Genomic DNA, 20,887 nt, shown 5'->3' with positions numbered 1-20,887 from the left:
TTTTATTTTTCTATCGTCATAGCAGGCAGGGTCCCCTCTTTTATCTTCCCTCGCCTGTTAATCGAGGATCACCTTTTTATTCCGTACTCCTCCTCCGCCTCTTCCACAATAGACCGGATCGTACCTTCGGTCCCGGGAGCCAAAGGGGCCACCTTGTGCGTATTCAGGATATGATTGGCCTCTTCATAGGCTCTCTCCGTTAGGTCCCTTCCTCCGCTGAGCAACCAGGTATCACGCATGGTGCGGTCAATTAATCTGCTTTGGGACTGCTCTTTTCTAAAGTTCTCGAAGGTATGGGCATGGCTGATGAATTCTCCGCCGGGTCCGATCTCCTTGATGATATCCACCGCCATGTCGGCATCGGTGACGCGGATGCCGCCCACAGCTTTTCTGATCATTTTAAAGATCTCGTTGTCCATAACAAATTGGGCAAAGTCAAAAGTAATTCCCAGCTCCAGCATCCCGGCCCCATAGATCAGGTTGGCGCCACCCTGGGCAGCCAAAAGACCGGTGAGGGTTTTTTCATGAGCTGCTTGAGCGTCAGGCACTTTACTGTCCGCCTACCCGCCCGCGACAAAACTAGGCAGCAAGTAATATTGAGCCATTTTGGCCACCGCCGCGCTAATCATGCCCAGTTCCGGCGCCCCTACGGGTGCGGTGGTATACCGCATATCCATGATCGTCGTAGAGCTTCCGTAAATACAGGGAGCGCCCTTGCATGTGAACTGGCTGAGTACGATGGTTGCCAGCACTTCCGCATTATGGGTCACTAAAGTTCCTGCCAGGGTTACGGGAGAGGTGGCTCCGGCCATGGCCATGGAAATAATATTCACAGGAATCCCGGCCCGGGCAGCTTCCATGACCACATCCGTACACTCGGGGATTAGTTTTAAAAGGCTGGTGGGGCAGACGTTGAAACTGATCAGGGGTCTTTCTTTTAATTTATCCTTACCGCCGGCTAGGGCCGCCCCCATCTTAATCAGCTTCCGGGCGTTTTTCACACCGTCCGCGCCGATGAAAAAGTGTTTGGCGGTATTGGGAAAAATGGCTTCCGCATTATGGAGGGACTGCACATGCCCCGGTTGATCCTGGGCTACCACGGCCCGATAGGAAATATCCATTTCCGATAAATAGTCGCTCATCAAGGCGGCGTTGGCCACATCCCTTTTGTTGGTAGGCCGGTACTTTCGGGTCACAGGATCGATGATATTGACCCCTTCACCGAAATTGACAAATCCCACCCGGTTGCTCTCCAAAATATAATCCTTTTTCGGGTCCCGGGCCGCCAGCAGCAAGGTGCCGGGAGCCCAACGCAGCGCATCTTCCACCATGTAGGGAGGTATTTTCACAATGTCGGTCTGAGGGTCCACCGTAGCTCCCCCGCCGGCGAAAATTTCCTGGGCTTCTTTGCTGTCCACTCTTACTCCCACATGCTGCAGCACATCCAAAGTAGCGCAGTGGACGGCATACAATTCGTCCCGGGAAAAAACATTGATGCCAAAACCGTCGATGCGATGAAATCCTGCGTGTAAATTTCGTGACACTCCTTTCACCTCCAAAAGAATGATCCGGTTTGATCTCTTACCACAATTACTCTTGGTACATTCCTTTTCTATGGGCGGTCAAATAACCCATGCAGAATTTATCTTTGCTCAGGAGGGCTTGGGTCCCGTAGACAAAACCCATCACGGCCTTATCCAGAGGATTGAAGCTGTAACTGGCCTTCTACTCTTCATCCGTTATTCGTTTAATAATGCCAGGGCTTTGTTCACGGCATCGGCCGCATCTTCTCCATAGGCATCGGCGCCGATCCGGTCCGCCCAGCGCTGGGTAGCCGGGGCTCCCCCGACCATGGTCTTAAACTTATTGCGCAGGCCATGCTTCTTAAGCTCCTCTTCCAATTTCTTTTGTTCCACCAAAGTGGTGGTTAACAAAGCGCTGGTGCCGATTAAATCCGCATCGACCTCTACCGCCTTCTCAATAATTTTGCTTACCGGAACATCCCGGCCTAAGTCAATGATCTCTATTCCTTGGGTCTTAATGAGAGAGATCACAATCCCTTTACCAATGTCATGGACGTCTCCTTCCACGGTGGCAAAAATCATCTTCCCCTTTTTCTGGGCCGCCTTGCCGTCCATGGCACCTTCGAAGGCACCGGTGACAGATTTCATCACATCCGCGGAGAGCATCAGTTCGGGAAGAAAAACCTCGCCCCGGCCGAAAAGATCTCCCACCTGCCGGATGCCCACACTGAATCCGTTGGTCAGAATATCCACCGGATCCAGCCCCTCGGAAAGTACTTGCCGGGCGATCTGCACCGCCCGCTCCTTGTCATATTTCAGAATAGTATCAATGGCTTCTTGAATCAAAGCTTCACGACTCATGTTCCTTCCTCCTTTTTCTATCTTCCTGATTTATACCATGCCAACTTTTCGTTTAAATTTATTTACCGAATTGATGGGAATATCCAGGACCCGGGCGATGTTGAACTTGGCTTCCATACCAAAAGAAGCGTTGGCCCGGTCCAGCACAGTGCCGATATCCAGCTGTTCCCTCAGCTCTTTCATCACATAGGAATCGGAAAGATCGAACAGGTCAACCCCTAGTTTCCCTGCTACATATTCTTTCGCATCCTTCAATTTCATGCCCTTCAGCATCTGCATCCGTGCTACCAGATCTCCGGCAGTACGTATTCCGCCCATGCCTGTGGTCACCTCATGCATCACGGCCATCCCGTAGGCATCGCCATGACCAATCTACAACCCGTCCGCCTTGCCGATTTCAATAATGGCCTTTGAGGCCCGGGACGTAGCATCGGTGGGAGAAGTATTGGTCAAGGGCACCCCGCCCACACCCATCCCGGCATTCACGTGAACCGGAATGCTGGCCGCTTCTACGCAGGCTTTGGTAAAGGTGACCGTTCGGGCCAGATTCCAGGCAAAGGACATGCTGCTGTTGGTATTGATCACACAACCAAAGATGGTGGCGCCGGCCTTTTCACAAACCTTGACCTGCTGGTGGGGATAAAGCCCCGCCAATCTGGTACCGTCAAAAGCCAACTGGCCGTGCATCCCCAAGACAAATTCTCCGGACATGCCGATTTCAATGGGTATTTCCGGATATTTTCCCTTGAGGATTTGGGCTGCTTTGAGCGTAGCCAGAACATCTCCGTCTCCTGACGCGCCTACCGTGTCAAAGTTGATGCCGTCTGCCCCGCCTTCTTCGTAAAGGGCGCTGGCAATAAAGACCATATCCCGCACCGCATGTTCAATCGCTTCCTCTTGCGCGGCCCGTGCTTCAGCAATTTTTGCCATCGGTAAAAGTTCCGACCAGTTATCAATGGGGCCATCCGGTTTTGTGTACTGGCCCAGATTGGGCATGGCGCCGTAAAACAGCGGGATGATGCTGTTTAATTGGGCCAGTTCCATAGACATGGCTTCTTCATGAACAAAATTCTTAATCGATTTATAACTGTAGTCCGTGGTGCAAAGCTCCATGGTATCCGAGCATAAGGCCCTTTCATGGGTGAGAATGGTGGTCATCCGGTCCATGGGAAGCCCTGCCCGCACAGGCAGCTTTAAGGTTCCGGCATCAAAGGTGACCACGGCCTCATTTCCCCGGGCACAGCTTACATTCTTTAAGGGATGGGTGACTATTTCAAATAATTGTTGCATTTCATCATCGGTCAGCTCAGGAATTTTGCCCCGGTCTGCCGCATCTTTCATGCCCTCTTCCAAGTCCCAGCGAATGTCTTCCTCGCTCATCCAGACCGCGGAACCATCCCCCATCCTGGTAAAAAACTTATCCAATTCTTTTACCTCCTTTAAATGTTAGGGAACACACCTCATCCAAGAAGCAAGATGCAAGAAGCCGGAAGCAGGAAAGAAAGATAAGCTAGAGTCGGGAAAAAAGGGCAAACATCTTGTTTTTTACCTTTTGACTCTTGTAACGAGGAATGTCCCCAAATTATGTTGACTTGTTTCATACCTATAGCAAAACCTTTGCCAATCCACTTGGTATCTTGCGGCCTTTCCTGCCGGCCCTTTTTCCGCCGGGAGAGATCGGTCTAATGAAATTATTCATTATTTTTGAGCAAGCAGCGCAGATGGAAATATTAATTAAGCCAAAATAATCAGAAAATACAGATGAAAAAAATCATACCCTTTCATGAAAAATTTCATTGCCGTTGCTTTATTTTCCGGCCACACCAAGTTCTTTTTCATAATCAGCAATAATTTCTTTCATGATACCGGCTGCCCCCGGAGGTAGGACCTTGGGCCGATGGTTCTCCAAAATATGTAAGGCCTCTTCGTAAGCCCGTTCCGCAGCATCTTTTCCTCCGCTTTTCAGCCAGGAATCCCGGGTCTTCCGGTCAAAAAGGGCCGGTTGGGACTGTTCCCGCATATGCTGAAAGGTATGCGCGTGGGTGAGAAACTCTCCGCCGGCACCAACCTGATGGATCACATCCAAGGCCAGGGTCTCATCGGTAATTTCCACGCCTTTCATGATTCTTTTGATGGACCGGATGGCTTCCACGTCCAGCACCAGCTTGGCATAATCTTGGGTCAGGCCTAATTCCAGCACACCTGCGCCATAGACAATGTTCGCTCCGGCCAAAGCGCCGGTTAAAGCGTTAAGGGCAAACTCATAAGCTGCTTGGGCATCAGGCAGTTTACTGTCCGACACACCGCCGCCGATCCAACTGGGTAATCGATAATATTGGGCCAGTTTTGCGGCCCCGGAAGCCAATAAAGCCTGTTCCGGAGCACCTACCGGGCCCACCATGAGCCGGAGATCCATAATCGTGCTCACACCGCAATAAACACAACGGCAGCCTTTTTTCGTCAGCTGGGCCAAGGCAAGAGCACTTAATACTTCCGCATTGTGGGTGACGATGGTCCCGGCCAAAGTCGCTGTCGACGTGGCGCCGGCTAAAGCCATGGGAATAATAGCAATGCCCGCCCCTAATCCGGCCGCTTCTATAATCACATCGCAGCAATTTTTCACTAAAAGCAAGGGGCTGGTAGGACAAACAAAAATATTTAGGAAGGGACGTTTATGGAAGTTTTCCTTTCCTCCGGCACAGACGATCGCCATCTCCACCATTTTTCTGCAATTGCGCGGGTTCACAGCGGCGAGAAACACCGGTTTGGAAGTATTGGTAAAAATGGCTTCCAAATTGTGCAGGGGCTGTGTCTCCGGATGCATATCCGAGGAGCAGCAAGGCCGTTCCATGACGCTGATCTCGTCAAAATAGTCGCAAATCAGGGAGATATCCCCGCAGTCTTTTTTGGTAGACTTCCTCACCCTTCTGGTCACGGGGTCGATCACTTGAATACATTCACCAAAGGTGGCAAACCCAACCCGATGGGGCTCCGCAAGAAAGTCATCTTCCGGAACCCGGCCGTAAAAAATTCCCGGACGGGCCGCCCAGCGGATGCAGTCTTCCACAATATAGGAAGGGATTCTCACGGTAAAATAATTGGAAAAGCGCTCTACCTGCGCACCGGCCCCGGAAAATATTTCCGCCGCCGCATCGCTTTCTACTTTGATTCCCGTATCTTGGAGCACCTTTAATGTAGCATCATGAAGCATCTCTACTTGGTCCGGGGAAAAAGACTTCAAGCCAAACCCCGTGCCGATCTCAATGCCGGATTTTTCACTTCTTTTCATGAACTTCTACCTCCGCCCGTTTTTAGTTTTAAGTTGGGTTTATCTATATTTTCTTTAATATTTTTACCACCGTAGATTGATCAATCTCCAATACCTCGCCCACTTTATAGGGGCTTTGATAAATACTATAGGCTTTCTTCATCAACTGTTCTTCCACTTCCTTAGAATAAAGCAAAAAATATGCCAAGCACGAAATAATAGAAAAAGCCCTCGAAACTTTCGGGATTTGACGGTTTCGGTTTCCGTTTTTCGGGAAACGCAAAAAGGGAAAACCCCGGCAGTTCAAGGGCTGAGTACCAAAGAAATGAATTTTTTCGAGAGCGCAAAAAGCCTTTCATAAAAGACGGAATTTTCCTAATCCCATGACAATTTTCATTAGTGAGAAGGATTTTTTCCTGTCATGATCACGTTTGGCCCCACAAATAACCAATCCCCGCCGATGAATTTTTTCATTGCATCATGAAATAAATCATCAGAGAGGATTTCTCCGATTCACGATCACAAAAAGGCATCTGAAGAATCATCAAACAAAGGGATTTTCGCGATGCCTTTTTCCGGATCTGGATTATCTATATTTTTTAAGCAGTTTCACCACCGTGGACTGGTCGATCTCTAATACCTTTCCTACTTTATAGGTAGATTTATAGATCTCGTAAGCCCGTTTGATGAGCTGGGCCTCCAATTCATTTTTCGCTTTTTTCAAAGGAATCAGGTCGGTGCAGATAATGGTCTGGCGGGGAGACGGATTTCCCCCGAACACTTCCGGCAACATGTCCCGGGTAATGAAATCCGCATCACTGATCACCATGATTCTCTCAATAAAATGGACCAATTCCCTGACATTGCCCGGCCAATCATACTCATAAAATGCTTCGATCACGTCCGGGGCCAACTTTTTATTCATTTGATACTTGTTGTTGAATTGATCCAGGAAATATTCCGCCAGCACCGGAATATCCTCCACTCTCTCCCTTAAAGGAGGAATGTTGATGGGCAGGACATTGAGGCGGTAAAAAAGATCCCGGCGGAAGCGGCCTTGATTGACCATCGTCTGCAAATCCCGGTTGGTGGCTAAAATCACCCGGGTATCAATTTTTATCTTTTGCGTGCCTCCCACCCGGGTAAACTCTCTGTCCTGCAAAAACTCCAACAGCTTCACCTGGAGACTTAAGGGCATCTCGCCAATTTCATCGAGAAATAAGGTTCCCTGGTTGGCTAATTCGATTTTCCCTAATTTCCCATGTTTATTCGCCCCGGTAAAAGCCCCGCCCTCATAACCGAATAATTCGGATTCCAACAAATTTTCCGGAATTAAGCCACAATTGATCTTGATCAAAGGGTACCTGTTTCTCAGGCCTAAATTGTGAATTAATTTTGTCACCACTTCTTTTCCCACGCCTGATTCTCCCTGAATCAGGACAGTGATATCCGTCGGGGCAATTTTGATGATGGTATCTTTAATTCCTGTCATTTTAGGGCTTTTGCACACAAAGTTGTCTTGGGCAAAAATACTTTCCCGCAACAAAGTCAGCTCCTGGTTTTTGTGCTTAATCTCTTTGTTCTTTTGTTCAATCTGTTCCATTAAATGATTGATCTCTCTGACATCTTTCGTGGTACTTAAAACCCGGACGAGCCGGCCTTTCTGATCAAAAATGGGTCTGCCCGTGGCCAAAACCGTTTTTCCGGACTTCAGCTTTTGCAGTAAATTGGCCTTCTTCTTGGTTTTAAGCACCTCAACGGTGGTACTGGACGTAAAAATCTTGGCCTTTTCCAAATCGCTGACGTGCTTTCCAATCACCTCTTCCAGTTTCACGCCGCAAACTTTTTCCCCTTCCGGGTTCAGATATAAAATAAATCCGGCACCATCGGTAACGAATATCTCTTCTTCCAGTTGCTCCACAATATCCCGGTATTCCGGCAAAGAAAGTTTTGTCCCGGGTATCATCCCATAAAAATCATGGAGCAGTTTCCGAATTGCCTCCAACCCGTCAATCATCCCCACGGGAACTGTTCCCTCATTGACCAGAACAATCAAATCAGGATGATCCTCCAAAGCCAATAAATCCAGGAGAGAATCCCCCTCCTGAATCACGGCAAATCTCTCACTGACCAGGATATTTTCCCCCAGGGAACCGGAGCCGTTTTTCAGAGCTTCCCGCAATAAAACAGATGTCCGGTAGACTGCGCCAACTTCTTTCTCTGAGCAGCGAATGATATATTGGGTGTGATGATCTAAAATATCTTCCAGAACATCGGCCACTTTTGCCCCGGAGGGCAAAAGAAAAAAATCGTCATGAGAAATATCTGCAAGCTTAATCATTTTATCCACTCCTTGCTCCGCTTAACCTGGACAGAACCCGTCAAAACAGTCTCAAGGCACGATAAAACAAATCATTTTCAGGTATGGCGGGGAGTCCGGGAGTTACACCCGGCTACATAGATTTAGAGTCTATGCGATCCTGCCGATCCACCCCCCACGTTTATTTAAGGCTTTACTGCCAAAGCCAGCATCGCTGCTACTCCGATTTGTAAAGGATCATGGATGGTTGCGCCCTTAAATTTCCCATATGCTTCCGGAGTAAGTCCCAGGGGAATTCCCGGGGCAGCAATTTTTGCCTTCCCGTCTAATAGCTCCGGGGCGATAAAACTGTTTTCCGGTGTAGCGTCGATAAGATAGTGATATTTAGGCAACGCTGCCCTTAAATCCTTTTCCACTTGAACCTTATTTTTATCTATGTGATGTAATTTTTCCTCGTCAATATCATAAACAGCGGGTTTGGCTCCCAACTCCAAAAGAAATTCTACCGCCGGGGAACCCACTTGACCAAACCCTAAAACCAATACTTCGCACCCGTTCAGGTCTTTTGCCATTCCGTTCAGAGCAGCCACATAGCCCCTGCCGGTGGCTTCCCCATTATCTGCTATTCTTTTGTTGTGTAAATTTATGGCGATAAAGCGCACATCATCCGCCATAAAAATGATTTCACTGCCGGAAGACACCGCCTCAAAGATGCCGTCCACATCCGTCTCCCGGGTTACCGATACTTGAAACCCTAAACTGGCTACGATCCCTTGCACAGACTGGGCGAATCCGCCAATGATCCCTTCGCCGGCTGTGATCGGCACGACGGCAACCCGGTAATCTTCCCCTGCTTCCTGAAACTCTTGGGGGGAAATTCCTGCGGAAAAACAGGCAATTTCACCTAAGGTCATACCGGTCTTTTCAATTAGTTCCCTATCATAGGCGGAAAACCCCTGATCAAGCCCATCAATGTCTTTTACAGTAAGCCGTGTCATGTTTTTTCTCCCTCTTGCCAAAATAAAAAATCAGCGATTATTTTCTCTCCTAAGGTATTTGTACAAAACCAGAAAAAATCCTTTATTTTTATCACAAAAACATTTGGAAATATAAAAATTCGGGATCCGGGTACCGGTTACCGGGAAAATCAATGAAATCAATATTGATTGCCTGCAGGCAGAAGAGAGGAAATAAGGTGGTAAAAAAATCAGGAGGTCTCAAAAAGACCTCCTGATTATGGGATAGAAATATTTCAGATTAGAATAACCCGCTTACTTTTCCGGTATTCACGTCAATATCAATTCTTCTGAAGGCCGGATCGGAACCGGTTCCCGGCATCAAGCTGATCGTGCCGGCCATCGGGCAAAGGAACTTGGCGCCGCCGTAGACAAGTACGTCACGGATGGGCAATCTCCAGTTTTTCGGCACACCTTTCAGAGTAGGATCATGGGTCAAGCTGAGATGGGTCTTCACCATCATGGTTTGGAAATCGGCATACTTGGGATCAGATTCAAATCTCTTGGCTTTTGCTTCCGCTTCCGGAGCCCAATCAACACCGTCCGCACCGTATACTTCTTTGGCAACTATTTCCACCCGCTGTCTTAAGGGCATTTCGATGGGATAGAGACATTTGAAATTAACCGGATCCTTACAAGCGTCAATAACTGCATCGGCAAGCTCAAGAGCTCCGTCGCCGCCGTATCTCCAGTGTTCGGAAACGGCGCAGCGTCCGCCGGCTTGCTCCACGGCTCTTTTAATCAGTGCCACCTCTTCCTTGGTATCGGTAGCAAAGCTGTTAATACAAACCACCGGATTGATCCCGGATTTCTTCACGTTCTTCAAGTGGTGGAGCAAGTTCTCCAAGCCTTTTTCTACCAGGCCTAAATCCTGTTTGGTATAGGCCTCCGGCAAGGGACGACCGGGAACTACGGTAGGGCCGCCTCCATGCATCTTGAGGGCACGCACGGTACAGACCAGCACGGAAACATTCGGGGTCAATCCGCTTAAGCGGCATTTGACATTCCAGAATTTTTCAAATCCGATGTCGGCAGCAAATCCGCTCTCTGTAATATGGTAATCAAACATTTTCAAGCCTACCCGGTCCCCGATAATGGAAGACTGGCCAATGGCAATATTGGCAAAAGGACCGGCATGAACGAGTACAGGCTGATGCTCAACCGTATAGCACAGGGTAGGATTAATGGTATTGCGCATGAAGGCGGCCATAGCGCCGTCTACTTCCAAATCAGCCGTGGTAACAGGATTGCCGTACTTATCGTAAGCAACGATCATGTCGGCAATTCTTTCCCGTAAATCCTTCAAATCTCTGGCCACAGCAAGAATAGCCATTAACTCGGAACTAACGGCAATGCCAAATTTAGACTGCATGGTAAAGCCGTCTTTTTTGCCGCCCAGTCCGATCATGATGTTTCTCAGTCCTTGGGCACAAAAGTCGATAATCCAGCCCATTTCTACGTTTTTGGGATCAATATCCAGTCTTTTTAAATTCCTTTTCGCTAATTCGGCGTCACTATAATTCGCTTCATGCTGCATTCTGGCATTGAGAGCAACCATCGCCAGGTTGTGGGCATTCATAATATCATTAATATCGCCCGTGAGGCCCAAAGAAAATTCCGTCATGGGAATCAGCAGCGCATTGCCGCCGCCGGCAGCGGTTCCTTTCACATTCATGGTAGGTCCGCCGGAAGGCTGGCGCAGGCAGCCGCCCACATTCATTCCTCTCTTACCCAATCCTTCAATTAGGCCCAATGATGTAGTCGATTTTCCTTCTCCTAAGGGAGTCGGCGTAATCGCGGTAACCTCGACGAAGTTTCCGTCCGGGCGGTCTTTCAGTCTGTCCATAATTTTGATAAAATCAAGTTTGGGCGTCTTTCCGAAAGGAATCATCTCACCCTTTTCCAAACCAAGTTTTTCTTGCCACTGTTCCGGGGAAAGCATAGTCTTTTCCGCTTCTTCAGCAATCTGCCAGTCTTTAAATTGGGTCGGGTCAAGCATTCTGTTTCTCTCCTTTCATTCTTTACCTTACTAATAAATAATTTTTACCCATTTTGCCTTATCTTTTACCTATATTTGTTTAATATTTTATTCTTTTCCTCTATTTTCAGACAAGTGATAATATTTTGCGAAAAGTTAAATATATTGCTGATTGACAGTTTTCCCTTTTTTGTGCAAAAAATCACATGCCTTCTTTCATAACCTCTATTTGGAATCTTTCTCCAAGAGACTTTAAAATCCTCTTTTATTTAACCGGCAACTAAAAATTTAACTTTTCAAAAAAATAAAAAAACTATATCTTATCCTATCATGTCCCAAAAAACATCCGCTATACGAATAAGAACTATTCAGATCCTTGCAAGGATGACAATTAACATCAAAAAAAGCCCTCCTACAAATGGGGTCATTTATGGTATAATATAACATCAGTACCGAAAAAATATCGTAGGAGATGCTATGGAAAGCATTTTAAATTATCTATTTGCCATCATTGAACCGTTCATAGAACAATATGGCCTGCTTGGTGTTTTCATTGGCATGACCATTGAAAGCGCCTGTATCCCGCTACCCAGTGAAGTGGTCCTGCCATTTACGGGCTATTTAGTCTGGTTGGGAAAAATGAGCTTGTTTGAGGCGGTCATGGCAAGTACTTTGGGAAATCTGGCGGGCTCATTAATTGCTTATGCCGTGGGTTACTGGGGAGGAAGTCCCTTTATCTTAAAATATGGCAAATACATTCACATTTCCCCGAACAGGCTGAGAAGAACCGAATACTGGTTTAACCGCTATGGGGAATATATGATCTTTATCAGCAGGTTACTTCCGGGGATCCGAACTTTCATTTCTCTTCCTGCCGGTATCTGTAGAATGAATTTACTGAGATTTATTATTTTTACCACGCTGGGATCCTTCCCCTGGAATTTTGCCTTTGTTTATGGGGGGATGAAACTTGGGGAACATTGGGAGGACATTTTACCCATTTTTCACAAATTAGATTATGTTTCCCTTCTCGTCATCGCATTACTGATTCTCTTGATTATTAAAAAATGGTATAAAAAAGAAAGTTAAAAAATACCCTCCTGCGTCCATCTGCGCAGGAGGGTAAATAATGTTCCCATATTGATAGGTTAAGTGCCTGGCACTTGAGACCGCTTCATCCTTCGAACTACGACGATTCCATAAATGAGCACAGGAATCGCTAAGCACCAGGGAATCGCCGTAGCCCATATTTCTCCGATAAATTTGGTGAGATGGAGGGCTTTGTCGTGGATGATCATGCTTGAGGCAGTGTGGGCCAGGACCGTAGCCCCCAGATAAATAATGATAGGAAACTTGTCCATCAGGGTGGCTAACCAGGTTGCCCCAAAGATCAAAATTGGAATGGACATGGACAGGCCAAAAAGTATATACAAAACATTTCCTTCCGCCACTCCGGCTACGCCCATAATATTATCAAAGGCCATAGAAATATCCGCTACCACGATGGTACCTACTGCAGTCCAAAATTTGTCCGAAGCACTGACGTTTGCCTCTTCTTCTCCCCCTGGTTTAATCAATTTATAGGTAATAAAGATTAGTATTACGCCGCCAATGGCGCTCAGATAATTGACTTTCATCAAAAAAGTGGCTATGGAAGCCAAAGTAACCTGCAAAAAAACAGCTCCCCCCGCCCCAAACAAGGCCGCTTTTCTGCGCATTTTGTCCGGCAGATTTCGAATCGCCAAACCTACCACTGCCGCATTATCTCCGCTTAGCACTAAATCAATCAGCGTAATGGAAAAAATCTTCCCTAAAACTTCCCACATTTTTTCGGCCCCCCTATGAAAAAATTGAGCTGAACAAGAAAATCTTTTCTTTTCAGAGACTTACCTTGATGCAAAAAATATCTGCAGGCCCGGGCTATCTATTACAGCTATTCAACCCCACTTATCACTCTTCCTTAGGAGGAAAAACCTTGATCAAAAGTTTGATCATAAAATAGAAGAGAATGAGGACGACAAATACCCCGGCCAGGCCCATTCCCATTACTTCCAAACCCAATCCGACTAGATCCACTTTTCATACCCCCTAACGTGTTCATTACTTCAGCAAATAAGGCACCAGGGCAAGGACCATACCGCCAGCGATAATCGAGCCGATTTGGCCGGCTACGTTGGCGCCGATGGCCTGCATTAAAACAAAATTGGTGCGGTCTTCTTTTTGGGCCAACTTTTGGATCACCCGGGCCGACATGGGAAAAGCAGAAATTCCCGCCGCTCCCACCATGGGATTCACCTTTTCTTTCGTAAATAAATTCATAAATTTGGCAAAAAATACCCCGCCGGCGGTATCAAAGATAAAAGCAACCAGTCCTAAACCCAAAATCATCAATGTTTCCACCTGTAAAAACTGTTCATAGCGCATACTGGCCCCAATGGTAATCCCCAAAAGCAAGGTTACAAGATTCGCCAGTTCATTTTGGGCTGCCTGGGATAACCGTTCCACACATCCCGCCACCCGGAGCAAATTTCCAAACATGAGCAGCCCAATTAAGGGAACGCTGATCGGTGCAATAATTCCTGCAATGACGGTCACCAGGATGGGGAAAAGAATTAACACGGTTTTGGAAACTTTTTCCTCAGTATATTTCATTCGGATCATCCGCTCTTTTTTCGTGGTAATGGCTTTAATCACCGGCGGTTGAATAATCGGCACCAGGGACATATAGGAATATGCCGCAACAGAGATGGGCCCTAACCATTGCATGGCGAATTTAGACGCCACGAAAATCGATGTCGGTCCATCGGCGGCCCCAATGATCCCAATTGACGCGGCGAGTTTTAAGTCCTGGAAGGACTCCACCCCTAGTGCCCCAATCAGTAAAACGGTGAGCATGGTGAAGAATATGCCGAATTGGGCTGCCGCACCAAAAAAAATCATGCGGGGATTTTTTAAAAGAGGGGTAAAATCACACATGGCGCCTACCGCCACAAAAATCAGTACGGGAAAGATTTCCGTTAAAATCCCGGAATTATAAAATATCTGCAAAACTCCCGGCTCTCCCCCGAATTCCCAAATTGTTCTTAAAGGAATATTTACTAAAATGGCGCCAAACCCCATGGGGAGCAGCAGCATAGGTTCATAGTCCTTTTTTATGGCCAAGTAAATCAATATTCCCCCGATTGCGTACATCACCAAACATTGCCATTTAAATAATAAAATTCCTTGAAACAACTCTTCCATGTTCTATTCTCCCTTTACTCTGTAGTCTGTTTTCATACCACACCCATTAAAATCTCTGCACCTCTTCCCTCCTATCTGCGTAAGTATTCTTTACGGCATATACAGTATATGCCTAAAAATTCTATAGTTCCAATTTATAAAAATTAATCACAGCATAACTTAGAGTTATAGTATAATGGTACTATAGCTTAAGGGACGTTTTTATCTATGGCAATTGAAAAATGGGGGGAATATGTGATATGGACCTACATTACTTAAAACTGTTTCACGTGCTTGCCTTACAGGGAAGTTTTACCAAGGCTGCCGAATCCTTGCATATCAGCCAGCCCGCTTTGTCTGTGCAAATAAAAAAGCTGGAAGGCCAGCTTGGGATGAAACTATTTGACAAGGTGGGTAATAAAATCGCTTTAAATGAAAACGGCAAATTATTATCCGGCTACACCCAACAAATATTTGCTTTGGTAGACGAAGCGGAGCATATTCTGCTCAATAAAACTGAATGTATTATCGGCAGCGTCAATGTGGGCGGAAGCAACACTCCCGGTGCTTACATTTTGCCCAAAATAATCGGCGAATTTAAAAGTTTATATCCAAAAGTTGAAGTTAATTTGCATATTGCCAATACGGACGAAACTGCCCACATGGTCATTAACGGCCAGGTAGACTTCGCCGTCAACGGGGGGAATTTACCCTACAATCACTCTATTTGCATCGAAAAACTGATGGATGATAAAGCGGTCCTGGCTGCCTCTCCCCTCAACAGGCTTTCGGAAAAAGAATTTGTGAAACCGTCTGATTTTGCGGACATCAATTTTGTCTCCCATGAGACAAACTCCTATCTGCATAAATTTTTGGAAAACTTTATTCAAGAGATGAAAATCCCGTCCCGGATCGCCATGAAATTTGGCGGCATAGACGCCATCAAACAAGCAATCTCAGCAGATCTTGGCATATCTTTACTGCCCTATTCCGCGGTATCCTTTGAGCTAAAGTCAGGGTTAATTAAAGAATTACGCATCAGAGGCAAAAGCTGGTCCTATCCTTACAGCCTGATCTATCACAAGAATAAATATTTATCCCCTGCTGTGAAAAAGCTCATGGAGATGGTAAGAACCAGAATGTATGACTTAAGGATTCCCCCAAAATAGTTTCTCTCAGCCTTTTATCATCTGCAATAAGGTGTATATTTTATAAATTTGCGCATAAGAAAAATTCTTATGCGCTATTTCCGTGCCTTTGAAAAGAGCCGCACCACAGGAACAGGAGGTAGGAGACCAACTGCAATTAAGCAAGCAAAGCGTATCGATTTAAAAATATTTGAAAATAATAAATTTCGTACTCTTAAACAACTTTTCTGCTTTATCTTGATCTTTCATCAGCTTCTAGAGATGGGAAAGGATGATGATATGGACCGAACTTGTCGAGGACTGGTGGCTGGAGCAGTCGCCGGTATCGCTATGAATATCTGGAATCTAACGGATTATTATCTTTTTCATATCACAGAGATCCGGTTTCTGGATTGGGCAGCAGTTTTGTTAACATGGTCCAGGCCACCAGCCGCTTTCCAAGGGGTAATAAGTCTATTCGTACAGTTAATATGGGATGCGTTTCTTGGGGCTATTTTTGCCCACTTACTTGTCTTAATTACTTCAAGAGAGTTGATGATCAAATCAACCCTTTATAGTATGATATTATGGTTCTTTTTTAAAATCGTCGTCAATTTCTACAGGGTACCGGTCTTATCAGGTAAACAACCTTTTCCCGGGCTCTTGTCAAACTTAGCGGCAATAATTCTATGGGGAATTGTGCTCGGGCTAGTACTTGAAAAACTTAATAAAACATCTGAAGAGTAAAAGCCAACGCCCCTAGAATCTGAAACAACAGAGGTTTATTCCTCTCACACCTATACTATAACAGCACACCAAAAAGGTATTTCTAAGGTTCTGTTCCCTTGAGAAAAAACATAGCGGTTTCCCGGTCATATCCGGGACCGGAAAAAATTGTCTGCTAATTCTGATCAGAAAACTCCATAAAAAAAAGCAGTGCACCGCTTACTGCAGCACACTGCCCTTTGTATTTTTTACAGCTTACTTCTTATTTTTTCCATGCATCATCAAGGCCCGTACCTTTAAGGGAAGACCGAAGAGATTGATAAATCCTTCCGCATCCTTTTGGTTGTATACCTGATCCTCGCCGAAAGTGACGAATTCCTCATTGTAAAGAGAATAGGGGCTTCTCGTACCGGCCGGCGTGCAATTTCCTTTGTACAGTTTCATGCGCACAGTCCCGGTAACAAATTCCTGAGTTTTGTCTACAAAGCCATCTAATGCCTCCCGGATCGGCGCATACCAGACGCCGTCATAGACCAGTTCGGCATATTTCGCCGCCACGATTTCTTTAAAATGCAAGGTCTGACGATCCAAGCACAGGTACTCCAACTCCCGATGGGCGTTATAAAGCACGGTGCCTCCAGGGGTCTCATAAACGCCCCGGGATTTCATGCCTACCAGCCGGTTTTCTACCATATCCGCAATACCTACCCCGTTGGCTGCCGCGACTTCGTTCAAATATAAGACCAGATCCAGTGGTTTTTGGGCCTCGCCGTTGATCGCTACCGGAATACCCTTTTCGAAGTCTATCTCTATGTAGGTAGGCTTATCGGGAGCCTTCTCCGGTGGCGTAATGATCATCAGCAGGTCTTCCAGCGGCTCATTCCACGGGTTCTCTAAATCTCCTCCTTCATGGCTCAAGTGCCATAAATTACGGTCCATACTGTAGGGACGTTTCTTTGTCACAGGAACAGGGATCCCCCTGGCTTCCGCATAGTCCATGGCATCTTCCCGGGACCGAATATTCCATTCCCGCCAGGGAGCGATAATTTTGAGGTCCGGGGCCAATGCTTTGACCGTCAATTCAAAACGCACCTGGTCGTTGCCCTTTCCCGTAGCACCGTGGGAAATCGCCTCCGCTCCCTCTTGACGGGCAATTTCCACCAGTCTTTTGGCGATGAGGGGACGGGCAAAGGAAGTGCCCAGCAAATATTTCTGTTCATAAATCGCCCCGGCTTTTAATGTGGGAAAAATAAAGTCGGTGACAAACTCTTCTTTGACATCCTCAATATAAATCTTGCTGGCACCGGTTTTGATTGCTTTTTCCCGCAACGGTTCCAGTTCTTCTCCCTGACCTACGTCTGCCGCCATGGCGATTACTTCATAGCCATAGTTCTCCTTCAGCCAAGGAATAATAATGGATGTATCCAGTCCCCCTGAATACGCAAGAACAATTTTTTTTGACATTTTGTTTTTCCTCCCCCGGTAATTTTTGATTATTAGAAAACTTGGCTTGCGCCAAGCCTTTGGCGACGGCGGAAGCCTTAGTTGCACTTATACTTGTTACCTTTAGATTTATATTTCTGACAAGTATAAAATAAGCTTTAAGCTCTTTTATCCCGTCATTGCTGTAACGCTACGTAATGCTGGACCGGCAGACACTCCGGCGTCCCTTCCCTCACTGCTTCCACGGCCATCAGGTAAGCCCGGGCCGTATCCAGGGACGTTAAACAGGGTATGCGGTAATCTGCCGCGGTACGGCGAATTTTAAATCCGGACCGTTCCATCATTTTCCCCTTCGTCGGGGTATTGATCACCAGAACAATCTCGCCCTGGGCAATTCTTTTCATCAGGTCATCCAGGTGTTGAACCAGATCCACCTTTTCTACCTCCATGCCGGCTTTTCTCAAAGCGTCCGCCGTGTTCCCGGTAGCAACCAACTGGTATCCGGCCGCGAAAAAATCTCTAGCCACGCCAATGGACTCGGATAAATCTTTTTTGGCCAGGGAAAACAGGACTTGGCCCTTGGGCTCCAGACGCATCTTTGCGCCCCGCATCGCTTTGTAGACGGCCCGGCCAAAATGATGGTCAATGCCCAATACTTCCCCTGTGGATTTCATTTCCGGCCCCAGGGAAATATCTACCTGGGTAAGTTTTTCCGAAGAAAACACGGGTGCTTTGACGGTAACAAATTCCGGTTGTTTCCACAATCCCCCGGAGTAGCCTAAATCTTTCAGGCTGTGGCCCAGCATAATCTGGGTGGCTACTTTTACCATGGGTACTCCCGTGACTTTGCTTAAAATAGGCACCGTCCGGGAAGCTCTGGGGTTGACTTCCAGCACATAGACCCGGCCGTTTTTCACCACATACTGGATGTTGACCAAACCTTGCACATGCAGGGCCCGGGCAATCTTTTCCGTATGGTCGATAATCTGGTCTATTTCTTCCTGGCTCAGAGTTTGAGGCGGGAAAACAGCCATACTGTCTCCCGAATGGACCCCGGCCCGCTCAATGTGCTCAATCACGGAAGGAATCAGGACATCAATCCCGTCGCTGATGGCGTCCACTTCTACCTCTTTGCCCAAAATATATTTGTCAACCAGGATGGGATGCTTGGGACTGACCTGAACCGCATTTTCCATGTAGTTGATGAGGTCGTTCTCATTGTGCACCACTTCCATCGCCCTTCCCCCAATGACATAGGAAGGACGGACCAATACGGGGTAGCCTAAGTTGTTGGCAATCAGCACCGCTTCCTGGATTCCGGTAGCCGCCGCTCCTTTGGACTGGGGAATATCCAGACTGCGCAGCAAGGCTTCAAATTTTTTCCGATCTTCCGCCATGTCGATAAACTTGACGGGAGTCCCTAAAATGGGCACCTGGTGTTCTTCCAAGCCGGGGGCCAGATTAATGGCGGTCTGGCCGCCAAACTGAACCACCACCCCCGCCGGTTTTTCCTGGTCGATCACATTGAAGACATCTTCCAGGGTCAAGGGCTCAAAATATAATTTGTCGGAAGTATCAAAATCGGTACTGACCGTTTCCGGGTTATTGTTGATGATGATGGCCTCAATTCCCGCTTCTTTCAAGGCCCACACAGAGTGCACGGAACAATAATCAAATTCGATGCCCTGGCCGATCCGAATGGGTCCCGATCCCAGTACGAGGATTTTTTTACCTTCCGAATGGATGCTTTCGTTCTCCGTTTCATAAGTGGAATAATAATAAGCGGTTGCCGCTTGAAATTCTGCGGCACAGGTATCCACTACCTTGTAAACCGGCTGCATCTGATAGGTTTTCCGGATGTCCCGGATCATCTGGGTATGAATCCCGGCTAATTTGGAGATCTGATAGTCCGACATGCCGAGACGTTTTGCCTCCAGAAGGAGTTCCGCAGTAAATTGTTCCTTTTGAATTCTCTCTTCCAGGGCAATAATATCCTTAATCTTGTGGAGAAACCACTTGTCGATGCCGGTAATGAAATGGATCTCCCGCACCGTCCATTTGCGGCGAAAAGCCTCGGCAATGGCAAACAAGCGGTCGTCGGTGGCCCGGATGATCCGATCTTCCATTTCCATTTCCGTCCATTGAAAAGAATCGCGGGTCCTTAAACCATAGACGCCGATTTCCAGGCTACGCACGGCTTTGTTTAAAGCGGCTTCAAAGGTGCGGTCCAAAGCCATCACCTCGCCCGTCGCCTTCATTTGAGTACCCAGGGACCGGTCGGCATAACCGAACTTGTCGAAAGGCCACCGGGGTACCTTCACCACCACATAGTCCAAAGCAGGTTCAAAGCAGGCGGAGGTTTTGCCCGTCACCGGATTGACAATTTCATCCAGGGTAAGTCCCACGGCAATTTTCGCCGCAATCTTGGCGATGGGGTAGCCGGTGGCCTTGCTGGCTAAAGCGGAAGACCTGCTTACCCGGGGATTCACTTCAATCACATAATATTTCATACTGGCGGGATCCAGGGCATACTGCACATTGCAGCCCCCCTCCACTTTCAAAGCCCGGATGATGTTTAATGAGGCCCGGCGCAGCATCTGGTTTTCCCTGTCCGATAGGGTCTGACAAGGAGCCACCACAATGCTGTCTCCGGTGTGGATCCCTACGGGGTCAAAATTCTCCATATTGCAGATGGTAATGCAATTGTCTGCCGCATCCCGCATCACTTCATATTCAATCTCTTTGAAACCCGCTACACTGCGTTCCAATAACACCTGGCCAATCAAAGAGCTTTTTAATCCTAAATCACAAATACGCAACAGTTCCTCTTCGTTTTTGGCGATACCGCCGCCGGTGCCACCCAGGGTGTAGGCGGGCCGGATGATAATGGGATAGCCGATGGTCCGGGCAAAAACCACCGCCGCATCTAAATCGGTAACGATGGTGCTCTCCGGCACCGGTTCTCCGATCTCCAGCATGGTGGCTTTAAACAGTTCCCGGTCCTCTGCCTTCTTGATGGATGCCACGGAAGTGCCCAATAATTCCACGCCGTACTGCTCCAGCACCCCGGCAGCGGCAAGTTCCACGGCCAGATTTAACCCGGTCTGGCCGCCCAGGTTGGGCACCAGCCCGTCCGGACGTTCCTGGGCAATAATCTGGCTCAGGGTTTCCCCGTCCAAAGGTTCAATATAAACCCGGTGGGCCATATGGGCATCCGTCATAATCGTGGCAGGGTTGGAATTCACCAGAACCACTTCCAGCCCTTCTTCTTTGAGAGACTTACATGCCTGGGTGCCGGCATAATCAAATTCTGCCGCCTGACCGATCACAATCGGTCCGGACCCGATCACCAGCACCTTTTTTATTCCAGCCTTGATCGGCATTGCTGTTCCTCCTGTCGATG

At 47.4% G+C, this 20,887-nt stretch carries 13 protein-coding genes and 2 pseudogenes; 3 read left to right on the top strand and 12 right to left on the bottom strand.

Annotated elements, in window-relative coordinates:
* Positions 1-68: 68 nt before the first annotated feature.
* The 7 genes and pseudogenes from mttB (DCMF_RS29845) to DCMF_RS23025 form a co-directional block, all read right to left on the bottom strand.
* Positions 69-1,544: pseudogene (mttB, locus tag DCMF_RS29845) on the bottom strand ([trimethylamine--corrinoid protein] Co-methyltransferase).
* Positions 1,545-1,739: 195 nt separating this feature from the next.
* Positions 1,740-2,384: a corrinoid protein gene (locus tag DCMF_RS23050; protein WP_148136598.1), complete on the bottom strand. Its 645-nt coding sequence runs from the start codon at positions 2,382-2,384 to the stop codon at positions 1,740-1,742.
* Positions 2,385-2,414: 30 nt separating this feature from the next.
* A pseudogene (mtbB, locus tag DCMF_RS23045) lies at positions 2,415-3,809 on the bottom strand ([dimethylamine--corrinoid protein] Co-methyltransferase).
* A gap of 382 nt (positions 3,810-4,191) precedes the next feature.
* Positions 4,192-5,673: a [trimethylamine--corrinoid protein] Co-methyltransferase gene (gene mttB / locus DCMF_RS23040; protein WP_148136597.1), complete on the bottom strand. Its 1,482-nt coding sequence runs from the start codon at positions 5,671-5,673 to the stop codon at positions 4,192-4,194.
* Positions 5,674-6,238: 565 nt separating this feature from the next.
* Positions 6,239-7,993, bottom strand: a complete 1,755-nt coding sequence (locus DCMF_RS23035; protein WP_148136596.1) for a sigma-54 interaction domain-containing protein — start codon at positions 7,991-7,993, stop codon at positions 6,239-6,241.
* 164 nt (positions 7,994-8,157) lie between these two features.
* Entirely contained in the window at positions 8,158-8,970 is an 813-nt protein-coding gene (gene pylD / locus DCMF_RS23030; protein ID WP_148136595.1) for a 3-methylornithyl-N6-L-lysine dehydrogenase PylD, read from the bottom strand.
* Between the two features lie 259 nt (positions 8,971-9,229).
* On the bottom strand, positions 9,230-10,987 hold the full coding sequence (locus DCMF_RS23025) for a formate--tetrahydrofolate ligase (protein WP_148136594.1): 1,758 nt from the start codon (positions 10,985-10,987) through the stop codon (positions 9,230-9,232).
* A gap of 456 nt (positions 10,988-11,443) precedes the next feature.
* On the opposite strand from DCMF_RS23025, the gene DCMF_RS23020 reads away from it, so the two are divergent.
* The gene (locus tag DCMF_RS23020) at positions 11,444-12,055 is read left to right on the top strand and encodes a DedA family protein (RefSeq protein ID WP_148136593.1); all 612 of its coding nucleotides are present in this window, start codon (positions 11,444-11,446) and stop codon (positions 12,053-12,055) included.
* A 59-nt stretch (positions 12,056-12,114) separates the two neighbouring features.
* Here DCMF_RS23020 and DCMF_RS23015 read toward each other — a convergent pair whose 3' ends face one another.
* The 3 genes from DCMF_RS23015 to DCMF_RS23005 form a co-directional block, all read right to left on the bottom strand.
* The gene (locus DCMF_RS23015; RefSeq protein ID WP_148136592.1) at positions 12,115-12,792 is read right to left on the bottom strand and encodes a TerC family protein; all 678 of its coding nucleotides are present in this window, start codon (positions 12,790-12,792) and stop codon (positions 12,115-12,117) included.
* Between the two features lie 124 nt (positions 12,793-12,916).
* Entirely contained in the window at positions 12,917-13,042 is a 126-nt protein-coding gene (locus DCMF_RS23010; protein ID WP_236860098.1) for an OadG family protein, read from the bottom strand.
* Between the two features lie 24 nt (positions 13,043-13,066).
* A complete protein-coding gene (locus DCMF_RS23005) occupies positions 13,067-14,209 on the bottom strand; it encodes a sodium ion-translocating decarboxylase subunit beta (protein WP_148136591.1) in 1,143 nt (380 codons plus the stop codon).
* Between the two features lie 239 nt (positions 14,210-14,448).
* Between DCMF_RS23005 and DCMF_RS23000 the strand changes: the two genes are divergently transcribed.
* Together DCMF_RS23000 and DCMF_RS22995 are read left to right on the top strand one after the other, a co-directional pair.
* Positions 14,449-15,357 (top strand): LysR family transcriptional regulator, encoded by a 909-nt coding sequence (locus DCMF_RS23000; RefSeq protein ID WP_214658833.1) that lies wholly within the window; start codon positions 14,449-14,451, stop codon positions 15,355-15,357.
* A 69-nt stretch (positions 15,358-15,426) separates the two neighbouring features.
* Positions 15,427-16,062, top strand: coding sequence for a hypothetical protein (locus DCMF_RS22995; RefSeq protein WP_148136589.1), 636 nt, complete (start codon positions 15,427-15,429; stop codon positions 16,060-16,062).
* A 234-nt stretch (positions 16,063-16,296) separates the two neighbouring features.
* Here the strand turns inward: DCMF_RS22995 and DCMF_RS22990 are convergent, their stop codons facing one another.
* A complete protein-coding gene (locus DCMF_RS22990; protein WP_148136588.1) occupies positions 16,297-17,505 on the bottom strand; it encodes an argininosuccinate synthase in 1,209 nt (402 codons plus the stop codon).
* Between the two features lie 155 nt (positions 17,506-17,660).
* Entirely contained in the window at positions 17,661-20,867 is a 3,207-nt protein-coding gene (gene carB / locus DCMF_RS22985; protein WP_148136587.1) for a carbamoyl-phosphate synthase large subunit, read from the bottom strand.
* Between the last annotated feature and the right edge of the window lie 20 nt (positions 20,868-20,887).

This window comes from Candidatus Formimonas warabiya, assembly GCF_002777255.1.
Classification (GTDB): domain Bacteria; phylum Bacillota; class Dehalobacteriia; order Dehalobacteriales; family Dehalobacteriaceae; genus Formimonas; species Formimonas warabiya.
Note: the sequence above shows the minus strand (reverse complement) of the source record. Positions and strands in the feature narration are given on the sequence as shown.

Bases quoted from the DNA above. Each gene is read 5' to 3' on its own strand.
- DCMF_RS23025 (WP_148136594.1), bottom strand. From the start codon at position 10,987: ATGCTTGACCCGACCCAATTTAAAGACTGGCAGATTGCTGAAGAAGCG.
- DCMF_RS22995 (WP_148136589.1), top strand. From the start codon at position 15,427: ATGCGCTATTTCCGTGCCTTTGAAAAGAGCCGCACCACAGGAACAGGA.
- DCMF_RS23035 (WP_148136596.1), bottom strand. From the start codon at position 7,993: ATGATTAAGCTTGCAGATATTTCTCATGACGATTTTTTTCTTTTGCCC.
- carB (WP_148136587.1), bottom strand. From the start codon at position 20,867: ATGCCGATCAAGGCTGGAATAAAAAAGGTGCTGGTGATCGGGTCCGGA.
- DCMF_RS23020 (WP_148136593.1), top strand. From the start codon at position 11,444: ATGGAAAGCATTTTAAATTATCTATTTGCCATCATTGAACCGTTCATA.
- DCMF_RS23015 (WP_148136592.1), bottom strand. From the start codon at position 12,792: ATGTGGGAAGTTTTAGGGAAGATTTTTTCCATTACGCTGATTGATTTA.
- mttB (WP_148136597.1), bottom strand. From the start codon at position 5,673: ATGAAAAGAAGTGAAAAATCCGGCATTGAGATCGGCACGGGGTTTGGC.
- DCMF_RS22990 (WP_148136588.1), bottom strand. From the start codon at position 17,505: ATGTCAAAAAAAATTGTTCTTGCGTATTCAGGGGGACTGGATACATCC.
- pylD (WP_148136595.1), bottom strand. From the start codon at position 8,970: ATGACACGGCTTACTGTAAAAGACATTGATGGGCTTGATCAGGGGTTT.
- DCMF_RS23000 (WP_214658833.1), top strand. From the start codon at position 14,449: ATGGACCTACATTACTTAAAACTGTTTCACGTGCTTGCCTTACAGGGA.
- DCMF_RS23005 (WP_148136591.1), bottom strand. From the start codon at position 14,209: ATGGAAGAGTTGTTTCAAGGAATTTTATTATTTAAATGGCAATGTTTG.
- DCMF_RS23050 (WP_148136598.1), bottom strand. From the start codon at position 2,384: ATGAGTCGTGAAGCTTTGATTCAAGAAGCCATTGATACTATTCTGAAA.